The following is a 12018-nucleotide window of genomic DNA, read 5'->3' on the forward strand; positions in this document are numbered from 1 at the left end:
AGCCTAGTAATTATTACTAGGCTTTTTTTATTTTCGTTTTTTTAAAATTCAATAATGAAAAAGTCTACGTTATTATTTATTGTTCTTATCTCATCATTTAGTTTTGCTCAGCGCTATAAAACAATAAGTGGTAATCTTAAAAATCTAAAAGGAATTTCAGAGTATAATATTACGTTTGATTATTCACATATTGAAGTTCATGGATATGCATCAGAAGAGATGTATTTGAATGAAAAAATGGATAAAAGAAAAAATGAAGAAGGAAAGGCAGAAGAATTTAAAAAAGAATGGTTTGAAAGCAGAACATCTAAATATCAACCAGCTTTTATAAGTTATTTTAATAATCGTTTTTCTAATGGAGAAATTATACTTTTAGAAAACAATGAAACTAAGTATACAATGAACATAAGTACTGTTTGGATTTATCCAGGATACTTTATGGAGCCTTCAAAAATTTCAGTAATCATTTCAGTTTTTGAAACAAACAACCCAAATAAAGTTCTTACGAAGGTTATGTTTGAAAAAGTAATTGGAATTGAAAAAGAACATTTTAATAATAATTTAAGCAGTAGAGTAACAAATGCTTATGAAAAATTAGCTAAAAACTTATCAATTCAACTTAAACGATTTTTATAAATAAAAGAATAAAAAAACCTAGTGTATTATACTAGGTTTTTTTTTATTGTTGTTTTTCTTTTTCAAGATTAATCATATAAGCCATGTTTTTAATAACATTGTCGTGTTTTTTAACAAAAGAATTTTCTTTATTCCAAACATAACCGGCTAAAACAGCACATATTTTTTCTTTTACTTCAGGGTTTTCAGGTTGGTGGAAAAATAAGGTTTGTAAATTTCCAGTATACCATTCTTTTACATAAGTTGTAAAAACACCAATTCCATCTTTCATGTATTTGGAATATTCTATTTCCCAATCTACTTTTTCGCCATTTAATTCTTTAATAATTAATTTTGCAGCTAATATTCCAGATTCGGTAGCAAAAGCTACTCCCGATGAAAAAACTGGATCTAAAAATTCAGAACTATTTCCGGTTAAAACAAAACCATCGCCGTACATTTTCTTAACAGATCGAGAATAGTTTTCTAATTTTATTGGTTCAAAAAGAAATTCTGTATTACCAAATCTTTTAATATAAAATTCAGATAATTGAATAGCATTTCTTAAGGCTTCTGCATTGTCTTTATTTTCTGAAAGCGAATTTATATAAGTAGTAGGTGCTACAATACCAAGACTTGTATTTCCATTTGAAAATGGAATAACCCATAACCATACTTCAGTTTCTAAAATATCAAATGAAATTAAAGTACCTTCTTCACCTTCAGGTCGATTAACATCTACAACATGTGAAAAAATAGAAGAGTGTGGATCTAAACCAGAAGGCGTATCTAAATCTAACAAACGAGGTAAAACTCTACCATATCCGCTAGAGTCTATAATGTGTTTAGCGTGAATTTCTTTAACTTCTCCGTTTTTAGATTTAACTGTAGTAATTGAGTTTGTTCCTTCAAATCTAACAGCAGTTACTTCGGCTTCAAATTCTAAATCAATTCCCTTATTAATTACTTCGTCAGCTAGTGTTTTATCAAAATCGGCTCTTGGAACCTGCCAAGTCCAATCCCAACCTTCGCCAAATTTTTTACTAAAATCAAAAACACAAATTTCTTCACCTCTAATGAATCTTGCGCCTAATTTTTTTTCAAAATTCATTTTGTTTAAAGCAGGTAATAAGCCAGCTTCATCAAAATGATCCATAACTCTAGGAATTAAACTTTCGCCTACTACAAGTCGTGGAAATTTAGTTTTTTCAACAACTTTAACTTTAATGTTGTTTTTATGTAAAAAAGACGAAGAAACACAACCCGAAGGGCCCGCACCTATAATTAAAACATCTACTTCTTCTTTAGTCATTAATTCTCTATTTTTATTTTTAATTATATTATATTTGCCACATCAAATTAAGCACATAAATTTTAAATAAAAAAGCAGAAGACAAGTTTTCTGCTAATAAATAGTATAATTGAATGAGTATTATTAATGAGTATTTGAGTTTAAAGGAATTTAAAACGATAGTTTTTGAAAATAAAGAAGTTGAAGTAAGTGATGCGGTTCAAAACCGTGTAATGGAGAGCTTTAATTTTTTAAAAGAATTTTCTACAAACAAGGTTATATATGGAGTAAATACTGGTTTTGGACCAATGGCTCAATATAGAATCAAAGATGAAGATAGAATTCAATTACAGTATAATTTAATTAGAAGTCATTCATCTGGTACAGGAAAACCTTTAAGTCCTGTAAACGTTAAATCAGCAATTTTAGCTCGTTTAAATACACTTTCGTTAGGAAATTCAGGAGTTCATCCTTCTGTAATTCATTTAATGAAAGAATTTATAAATAGAGATATTACACCTCTTATTTTTGAACATGGTGGAGTAGGAGCAAGTGGAGATTTAGTTCAGTTAGCTCATTTAGCATTAACATTAATTGGTGAAGGAGAAGTTTTTTACAAAGGTGAAAGAAGACAAACTAAAGATGTTTTTGAAATTGAAAAACTAGAACCTATTCAAGTGGAAATTAGAGAAGGTTTAGCTTTAATGAATGGAACTTCTGTAATGACAGGAATAGGAATTGTAAATGTTAATAATGCTGAAAAATTATTGGATTGGTCAATTAAATGTTCTTGTGCAATTAACGAAATTGTTCAAGCTTATGATGATCATTTATCTTCTGAATTAAATAATACAAAACGTCATTTTGGACAGCAAGAAATTGCAAATAGAATGCGTACAAATTTAAAAGACAGTAAACTAGTTAGGAAAAGAGAAGAGCATCTTTATTCAGGAGAAAATAAAGAAGAAGTGTTTAAAGAGAAAGTACAAGAGTATTATTCACTTAGATGTGTTCCTCAAATTTTAGGACCAGTTTTAGATACTGTAAATGAAGTGGCAAAAGTATTAGAAAACGAAATTAACTCGGCTAATGATAATCCAATAGTTGATGTTAAAAATAAACATGTTTACCATGGCGGTAATTTTCACGGAGATTATATTTCACTAGAAATGGATAAATTAAAGCTTGTGGTAACAAAGCTTTCAATGTTGTCTGAGCGCCAATTGAATTATCTGTTAAATTCAAAAATTAATGAAATTTTGCCTCCATTTGTAAACTTAGGTACACTAGGCTTTAATTTTGGAATGCAAGGAGTACAGTTTACCGCAACTTCAACTACTGCCGAAAACCAAATGCTTTCAAACTCTATGTATGTTCATAGTATTCCTAACAATAATGATAACCAAGATATTGTAAGTATGGGAACAAATGCAGCTGTAATTACAAGTAAAGTAATTGAAAATGCTTTTGAAGTTTTAGCAATTGAGTTAATAACAATTGTACAAGCTATTGATGCTTTAGAATTTAAAAATGAAATTTCGTCTGTTACAAAAGAAATGTATAACGAAGTAAGAAAAATAATACCAACTTTTAAAGAAGATCAAGTAATGTACCCTTTTGTACAGCAAGTTAAAGATTATTTAATGAAGTAAAATAATTTAATTCCTTTTGAAAATGAAAAAGATATTTTTATTATTGATTTTAATTTCCCAAACTATTCTTGCACAAGAAATTGCTTTAATTAGAAAAGATGGAAAATTTGGATACATATCAAAATCTGGAGATTTTGTAATTCAGCCTAAATTTAAAGTAGCAAAAAACTTCTCTGACGGTTTAGCTGCAGTAGAAGAAAATGGTCAATGGGGTTTTATTGATAATAAAGGAACTTTTGTTATTAAACCACAATTTTCAAATGTTAAATATTTTGATAATGGAGTTTGTGTGGTAGAAAAAGACAAGCAATGGATTTATATCAACAAAAAAGGAGAAACTTTAAAAATGCCTTCGTCAGATAAACTTTACGATTTTGAAGATGGAATTGCCTTTATAAAACAAGGTGATAAAATTGGGCTTATTAATATTAAAGGGGAAACAGTTTTACAACCTAAATATGATGTTATTAAATCTTTTGATGGAAATTTTGCAAGAGTTAGAGATAACGATAAATGGGGAATTATAAATAAAGATGGAAAAGTAATTGTACCATTAGAATATCAAGAAATAGGAGAGTATTCAAACAATATGACTTGGGGAAGAAAAGGTGATGATTTTGGTGTAATTCATTCAACTGGTTTTGTGCCAGTTGCAGGAGTAGATAAAATTTGGGATTTTAACGGCCAAGAGGTTACTTATGCTAGAAAAGATAAAAAAATAGGTTTTATCGACACAAAAGGGAATTGGGTTATTGAAGCCAAATTTGATAAAGCAAAAAGTTTTTATAAAGATTTAGCACCAGTTGCAGTTGGTAAAAAATGGGGATTTGTTAATAAAAAAGGCATCGTCATAATAGATTATGTATATGAAGATGCTGAGGTTTTTAGTGCTGACGGTTTAGCACCAGTTAAAAATAAAGAATGGGGATTTATTGATGTAAATGGAAAATTAGTAATTCCAACAAATTATCAAATAACAGCTGGTGGTTTTGGTATTTTTAGAAAAGAAGAAAAAGGATTCGTAGCAGGAATTGCTAGAGTCAAAAAAGATAAAAGTTGGGGTTATTTAAAAACTGATGGTTCAGTATTAGGAAATCAGTGGTTTGAAAACGCAGAATTATTTCAAAAATAAAATATATGAAGTGTGCATTAGTAACAGGTGGTTCTAGAGGAATTGGTAGCGCAATTTGCCAAAAATTAGCAGAAGATAGTAATTATCATATTTTGATAAATTACCAATCAAATGCAGATGCTGCAAATGAAACTTTAAAAGCAATACAAGAAAAAGGAGCAACAGGAGAAATTATTCAATTTGATGTAACAAATTTTGAAGAGGTTTCATCTGTTTTAACAAAATGGCAAGAAGCTAACCCTGAAGCTATTGTTGAGGTAATTGTGAATAATGCAGGAATTACTAAAGACGGACTTTTCATGTGGATGACACCAGAAGATTGGTCAAAAGTAATCAACACAAGTTTGAATGGATTTTTCAACGTAACTAATTTTTTCATCCAAAAAATGTTGCGTAATAAATACGGTAGAATAGTAAATATGGTTTCTGTTTCTGGAGTAAAAGGAACACCAGGTCAAACCAATTATTCTGCTGCAAAAGGAGCTGTTGTTGCAGCAACAAAAGCGCTTGCGCAAGAAGTTGCAAAACGAAATATTACTGTAAATGCAGTTGCTCCAGGTTTTATTCGTACAGATATGACGAGTAATTTAGATGAAAAAGAGTTAATTAAAATGGTACCTGCAAATCGTTTTGGTGAAGCAGATGAAGTTGCTGATTTAGTGAGTTTTTTAGTTTCAAAAAAATCAGGTTATATCACAGGTGAAATTATTAATATAAATGGTGGTATTTATTCATAAATTATTATTTGATGAGTAGAAGAGTTGTAATAACTGGAATGGGAATTTATTCTTGTATAGGAACTTCTTTAGAAGAAGTGAAGCAATCTTTATATGAAGGTAAATCAGGAATTAAATATGATGAAGAGCGTAAAGAATTTGGTTTTCGTTCTGCTTTATCTGGTATGGTTCCAAGACCAGATTTAAAAAATTTATTAAGTAGAAGACAAAGAATAAGTATAGGTGAGGAAACCGAATACGCTTACATGGCTACAATTGAAGCATTAAAAAATGCTAAAATTGAAGATAGCTATTTTGATGATAATGAAGTAGGTATCTTGTACGGTAACGATAGTGTTTCAATGGCAATTATCGAAGCTACAGATATTATTAGAGAAAAAAAAGATACTACATTAATAGGTTCTGGAGCTATTTTTAAATCCATGAACTCTACGGTTACAATGAATCTTTCTACTATATTTAGATTAAGAGGAATTAACTTAACTATAAGTGCTGCATGTGCAAGTGGTTCGCATTCAGTTGGTTTAGGTTATCATTTAATAAAAAGCGGACTTCAAGAAATGATTATTTGCGGTGGAGCTCAAGAAATTAATAAATACGCAATGGCTAGTTTTGATGGTTTAGGTGTTTTTTCGCCAGATGAAGAAAATCCGTCAAAAGCTTCAAGACCATTTGATGTCTCAAGAAATGGTTTAATACCCAGTGGTGGTGGCGCAACATTAATTTTAGAAAGTTACGAATCTGCAGTTAAAAGAGGAGCGCCAATTATTGCAGAAGTTATGGGATATGGTTTTTCTTCAAACGGAGGTCATATTTCTACTCCAAATATGGAAGGACCGGCAACAGCAATGAAAAGAGCGTTAGAGCAAGCTGATTTACAACCATCAGATATTGATTATATCAATGCTCATGCAACATCAACACCAGTTGGAGATGCAAACGAAGCAAAAGCAATTTTTGAAATTTTTGGTGAATGTAACACTCCAGTAAGTTCTACAAAATCTATGACAGGTCACGAATGTTGGATGGCAGGAGCAAGCGAGCTAATCTACTCTACTATAATGATGGAAAATTCATTTGTAGCGCCAAATATAAATTTTGAAAATCCAGATGAAGATTCAAAGAAAATAAATATTGTTTCTTCTACATTAAATAAAAAAATTGATATATTTTTGTCAAATTCATTTGGGTTTGGTGGGACAAATTCAGCATTAATTGTTAAAAAATTTAAAAAATAAAAATGAGTAAAGCAGAAATTATAGAGATTACTAATGGATTTTTAGTTGATGAATTTGAGGTTGATGGAGATTTAATTACTTCTGAAGCTAATTTAAAAGATACTTTAGGCTTAGATAGTTTAGATTATGTAGACTTAGTAGTTACAATTGAAGCTAATTTTGGTGTAAAATTAGGTGAAGCAGATTTTGTAGGCGTTGTATCTTTTCAAGATTTTTACGATTTAATTGAAAATAAAATAAAAGCTAAGGTTTAATCCTATGAGTAAGTGGGACGGAAAGTCTAAAGGAACACTACTAGGCTATAAAATATTTGTTTTTTGTATTAGGAAGTTAGGAATTAAAGCCGCTTATTTTGTGCTTTACTTTGTAGCCTCCTATTATTTTTTATTCCTTAAAAAGAGTAACCAAGCTATTTTTTATTACTTTAATAAAAGATTAAAATATTCTTATTTTAAATCTAAAATTCATGTCTTTAAAAGTTACTTCACTTTTGGTCAAACAATTATAGACAAAACAGCAATTAATGCAGGTTTAAGAAATAAGTTCACTTACGAATTTGATGGAATAGATATTTTAAAAAAATTATTAGCTGAAAAAAAAGGGGGTGTTTTAATAAGCGCTCATGTTGGTAATTTTGAAATTGCAGAACATTTTTTTGCAGAAATTGATTTAGATTGCCAAATTAGCCTTGTTACTACAGATCAAGAACATTCTGTTATTAAGAATTATTTAGAAAGCATATCTGAAAAAAGATCTACAATTAAATTTATAATTGTCAAAGACGATTTGTCTCACATATATGACATAAACAATGCTTTGTCTAATAACGAACTTATTTGTTTTACAGGCGACAGATATTTTGAAGGGGTAAAATGTTTAAAAGGTAATTTATTAGGTGAAGAAGCTAACTTTCCAGCCGGACCTTTTTTAATTGCTTCTCGTTTGCAAGTTCCTGTTGTTTTTGTTTACGTTATGAAAGAAGATAATTTACATTATCATTTATATACTAAAGAATCAAATGCAAAACATAGAGACGCGCAAGGATTATTAAACGCGTATCTTGAAAGTGTTGAATATATCTTAGAAAAATACCCAATTCAATGGTTTAATTATTTCGATTTTTGGGATAAACTTAATTAATAATTTTAATAAGCTGGAATTTCGATTCTTCAGGTTTTTAGCTATAAATAAAATATGAAAGAATTTGATTCAATAATTATTGGTTCTGGTGCAGGTGGTTTAGTAACAGCGCTTTGTTTAGCTCGTGCAGGGCAAAAAGTTTTGGTTTTAGAGCAACATAGTGTACCTGGTGGTTGGTGTCATAGTTTTACTCTAAATGGACAGCGTTTTAGTCCTGGTGTGCATTATATTGGTTTATTAGACGAAGGTAGTTCTACCGAAAATTTATATAAAAGTCTTGGTGTTGCAAATGATTTAATTTTCTTTAGAATGAATACTAAAGGCTACGATCATTGTTATATAGGTGCTGAAAAATATGATTTCCCTGCAGGAATTGAAAACCTAAAATCAAACTTAATTGAACAATTTCCTGAAGAAAAGAAAAATATAATTGAGTATTTAAACTTAATACAAAAAGTAAATACCGAACTTCAATTAATACCTAAACTAAAAGGTTTTTGGCAAAATATTACAGTTCCATTTCGAACAAAACATTTTGGTAAATTCGGACTTTTTACACTAAAAAGAGTAATTGATTGGCATATTAAAAATCCTAAGTTAAAGGCAATTTTAAATGCACAATGTGGTGATCACGGTTTACCACCTAATAAAGCTAGTTTTTTGGTTCATTGTTCAGTTATGTTCCATTATTTTGAAGGTGGCTTTTATCCTATGGGTGGCGGCGGCGGTATAGTTAAAGCTTTAACAAACAAAATAAAAAGCTATAACGGAATAATTAAAACCAATCAGTCAGTTTCTAAAATAATAGTAGAAAATAAAAAAGCTGTTGGAGTTGAATTAGAAAATGGGGAACAATTTTTTGCAAAAAATATCATTTCAAATGCTGATCCATCAACAACCTATTTAAAATTAATAGGTCAAGAAAATATCAGTAAAAAATTAGCTAAAAAATTACATAAGACAAAGTATTCGGTTACTTCGTTAATTTTATTTCTAACCTTAGATTTAGATGTGACTAAATACGGAATAGATTCGGGTAATATTTGGAAGTTTAAAGATGAAAATATCGATAATCATTTTGAAACTTTAACGAAAGGAAATATTCTAGAAGGAGATGAATTTCCTGCACTATTTATGAGTTGTACAACACTAAAAGATCCTGTTAGTTTTAACGGAAGATATCATAATTTTGAAGTTGTGACTTATGTTGATTATTCTAGTTTTGAGCAATTTAAAGGTTCTGAGAATTATCAATCTGATGAATATTTAGTTTTTAAAGAACGAATTATTCAAAAGTTTTTAAATACCGTTGAAAAAGTTATTCCTACAGCAAAAGAACATATTGTTCAAGCAGAATTAGGCACACCAAAAACAAACGAATTTTATATACAATCTACAAGAGGAAATGTTTATGGAACTGAAAAAACATTAAATCAAGTAGGTCCATTTGCTTACAAAAGCAAAACAGAAATTGAAAATTTATATTTGTGTGGAGCTAGTACATTATCTCACGGTGTTACTGGTGCTAGCTATTCTGGAATTGAAACTGCGGCTAAAATTTTAAATTGCCATTCTGATGATCTTTTAATTAATGACGATTCACAAAAAATCACCATATTTGATGCTGAAGACGAATCAACATGGAGTAATTTTATTCATCAAAAAAGAGCTGATAAAATAAGAACGTTCAAAGAAGTTTAAAGGTTTTAAATATTTAGTTAACATGAAAAATATTTTAGTGGTTTATTACACACAATCTGGGCAATTAGAAGATATTGTTAAAAGTATTACAAAGCCTTTTCAGCAAGAAGATGAAGTTTCGATAACGTATTACCAAATTAAAATGGAAAATGAATTTCCTTTTCCGTGGTCAAAAACTGCCTTTTTTGATGCTTTTCCTGAGTCCTTTTTACAAAAAGAAGCCGCTATAGTTCCTCCTTCTCAAGATATTCTTTCAAAGAAGTATGATTTAGTTTTGTTAGGTTATCAAGTATGGTATTTGTCGCCTTCAATTCCTATTAATTCATTTTTAAAAAGCTCTTTTGCTAAAAATATTTTAAACAATGTTCCGGTAATAACTATTATTGGCTGTAGAAATATGTGGGTAATGGCTCAAGAAAAAATGAAAGAATTACTTAAATCAACAAATTCAAAATTGGTGGGTAATATTGCATTGGTAGATAGAAGTATTAATCACATAAGTGTTATTACAATAGTTCAGTGGATGTTCACAGGTGTAAAAAAGAAATATTTAGGAATTTTTCCTAAACCAGGTGTTTCTGATAAAGATATTCAAGAGGCTTCAAAATTTGGTGCAATTATAAAAAAACATCTTAAAAATAGCCACTTTGAAGGTCTACAAAACGATTTAGTGAAAGAAAATGCAGTAATGATTCATCCGTTTTTAGTAGAAATGGACACCAAAGCAAATAAAATGTTTAAAATTTGGGCTAATTTTATTATTAATCGTAAAAAGTCAAGAAATCTACTATTAAAAGCATTTAATATTTATTTATTAGTAGCAATTTGGTTAATTTCGCCAATTGTCTATATATTGCATCTTTTGTTGTATCCATTTAAGATGAATAAAATTAAAAAACAAACTGCTTACTTTAAAGGAGTTTAAAAGTATTTATAAAAATGTTTGAAGTTTACATAACCAGATCAGGGAAATTTTTACCTAATAACGCTATTTCAAATGATGAAATGGAAACTCTTTTAGGGCTAATTAATGATTCTGCCTCAAAAGCCAGGAGAATTATTCTTAGAAATAACGGAATTACTTCAAGATATTATGCGATAGACAGTAAAGGAAATCCTACGCATACTAATGCAGATTTAGCAAATAATGCTATAAATACTCTTTTTGATGCTGAATTTACATCAAAAAATGTAGAATTACTTTCATGTGGTACTTCAACTCCAGATCACTTGTTGCCTTCTCATGCAGCAATGGTTCATGGATTAATGAAAAATCAATCTGTTGAATTAAACTCTTCTTCAGGGGTTTGTAATGCAGGTATGAATGCTTTAAAATTTGGATATTTATCTATAAAAGCAGGAAATACCAATAATGCAGTTTGTTCTGGTTCTGAAAGAGTTTCAACTTGGATGCAAGCTAATAAATATGAAAATGAAATCGTAAACCTTAAAAAATTAGAAGAGCAACCTATAATTGCATTTAAAAAAGATTTTTTAAGATGGATGTTATCAGATGGTGCAGCAGCATTTTTGTTAGAGAATAAACCTAGAGGAGAAAAATCATTACGAATAGAATGGATGGAAGCTTATTCATACGCACATGAGTTAGAAACATGTATGTATGCAGGTGGAGACAAATTAGAGGATGGAAGTATTAAACCTTGGAGTGATTATAGTTCAAATGAATGGCTTTCGCAATCTGTTTTTTCAATAAAACAAGATGTGAAACTTTTAGATGAACATATATTAGTTAAAGGTGCAGAAAGCATGAAAAATGCACTTACTAAGAACAATATAAAAGCAGAAGAAATTACATATTTCTTACCTCATGTTTCATCTCATTACTTTGTGAAAGGTTTATATGAAGCTTTAAAAAATGAAGGTGTTGAAGTACCAATGGATAAATGGTTCATGAACTTGAAATATGTTGGAAACGTAGGTTCAGCTTCAATTTATTTAATGTTAGAAGAGTTAATGAATACTAATAAACTTAAAAAAGGAGATAAAGTTTTACTTTCTGTTCCAGAAAGTGGAAGATTCTCTTACTCATATGCTTATTTAACTGTTTGTTAATATGAAAAATATAGAATTACCTATTTTAGATACAACTTTTGTAGAAAATTTAATTCCACAAAAAGCTCCATTTGTTATGGTGGATAAATTGCTTTTATTCGAAGAAAATAAAATTGTTGCAGGTTTAACTGTTTCAAACAAAAATATTTTTACTTCAAATGAAGTTTTTCAAGAATCAGGTTTAGTAGAGCATATGGCACAATCAGTTGCACTTTATACTGGATACCAATATTTTTTAAAAAATGAACCAGCTCCAACAGGTTATATTGGTTCTATTAAAACTATACAAATTAATAGACTGCCTAAGCTTAATGAACAAGTAGAAACATCAGTAACTGTTTTACAAGAGTTTATGGGAGTTACTTTGGTAGACATAATTTCAAGAGTAAACAATGAGGTTATTGGAACAAGTCAAATGAAAACGGTATTAGCTTCTTAA

12 protein-coding genes are annotated in these 12018 nt (G+C 29.4%); 11 read left to right on the forward strand and 1 reads right to left on the reverse strand.

The features are described 5' to 3' along the window. Positions 1-54 precede the first annotated feature (54 nt). On the forward strand, positions 55-636 hold the full coding sequence (locus OLM55_RS07495) for a hypothetical protein (RefSeq protein WP_264558297.1): 582 nt from the start codon (positions 55-57) through the stop codon (positions 634-636). Between the two features lie 43 nt (positions 637-679). On the opposite strand, the gene OLM55_RS07500 is transcribed toward OLM55_RS07495, so the two are convergent. Then, positions 680-1927 carry an NAD(P)/FAD-dependent oxidoreductase gene (locus OLM55_RS07500; protein ID WP_264558298.1) on the reverse strand — a complete coding sequence of 416 codons (1248 nt, stop codon included), beginning with the start codon at positions 1925-1927 and terminating at the stop codon, positions 680-682. A 113-nt stretch (positions 1928-2040) separates the two neighbouring features. Between OLM55_RS07500 and OLM55_RS07505 the strand changes: the two genes are divergently transcribed. The 10 genes from OLM55_RS07505 to OLM55_RS07550 are packed head-to-tail and all read left to right on the forward strand — an operon-like array spanning position 2041 to position 12018. Beyond that, positions 2041-3558, forward strand: a complete 1518-nt coding sequence (locus tag OLM55_RS07505; protein ID WP_264558299.1) for an HAL/PAL/TAL family ammonia-lyase — start codon at positions 2041-2043, stop codon at positions 3556-3558. Positions 3559-3580: 22 nt separating this feature from the next. Beyond that, entirely contained in the window at positions 3581-4690 is a 1110-nt protein-coding gene (locus tag OLM55_RS07510) for a WG repeat-containing protein (RefSeq protein WP_264558300.1), read from the forward strand. Positions 4691-4695: 5 nt separating this feature from the next. Continuing rightward, entirely contained in the window at positions 4696-5427 is a 732-nt protein-coding gene (fabG, locus tag OLM55_RS07515) for a 3-oxoacyl-ACP reductase FabG (RefSeq protein ID WP_264558301.1), read from the forward strand. Positions 5428-5438: 11 nt separating this feature from the next. Continuing rightward, complete coding sequence (locus tag OLM55_RS07520; protein WP_264558302.1) at positions 5439-6665, forward strand: beta-ketoacyl-[acyl-carrier-protein] synthase family protein; 1227 nt, start codon at positions 5439-5441, stop codon at positions 6663-6665. 2 nt (positions 6666-6667) lie between these two features. Beyond that, positions 6668-6919, forward strand: coding sequence for a phosphopantetheine-binding protein (locus tag OLM55_RS07525; RefSeq protein ID WP_264558303.1), 252 nt, complete (start codon positions 6668-6670; stop codon positions 6917-6919). 4 nt (positions 6920-6923) lie between these two features. After that, complete coding sequence (locus tag OLM55_RS07530; RefSeq protein ID WP_264558304.1) at positions 6924-7805, forward strand: lipid A biosynthesis acyltransferase; 882 nt, start codon at positions 6924-6926, stop codon at positions 7803-7805. A gap of 54 nt (positions 7806-7859) precedes the next feature. Continuing rightward, the gene (locus OLM55_RS07535; protein ID WP_264558305.1) at positions 7860-9506 is read left to right on the forward strand and encodes a phytoene desaturase family protein; all 1647 of its coding nucleotides are present in this window, start codon (positions 7860-7862) and stop codon (positions 9504-9506) included. Between the two features lie 22 nt (positions 9507-9528). Further along, entirely contained in the window at positions 9529-10431 is a 903-nt protein-coding gene (locus OLM55_RS07540) for a dialkylrecorsinol condensing enzyme DarA (protein WP_264558306.1), read from the forward strand. A gap of 14 nt (positions 10432-10445) precedes the next feature. Continuing rightward, positions 10446-11579 (forward strand): beta-ketoacyl-ACP synthase III, encoded by a 1134-nt coding sequence (locus OLM55_RS07545; RefSeq protein WP_264558307.1) that lies wholly within the window; start codon positions 10446-10448, stop codon positions 11577-11579. A 1-nt stretch (position 11580) separates the two neighbouring features. Next, positions 11581-12018 (forward strand): hypothetical protein, encoded by a 438-nt coding sequence (locus OLM55_RS07550; protein WP_264558308.1) that lies wholly within the window; start codon positions 11581-11583, stop codon positions 12016-12018.

Source organism: Flavobacterium sp. N2270 (assembly GCF_025947225.1).
GTDB lineage: Bacteria > Bacteroidota > Bacteroidia > Flavobacteriales > Flavobacteriaceae > Flavobacterium.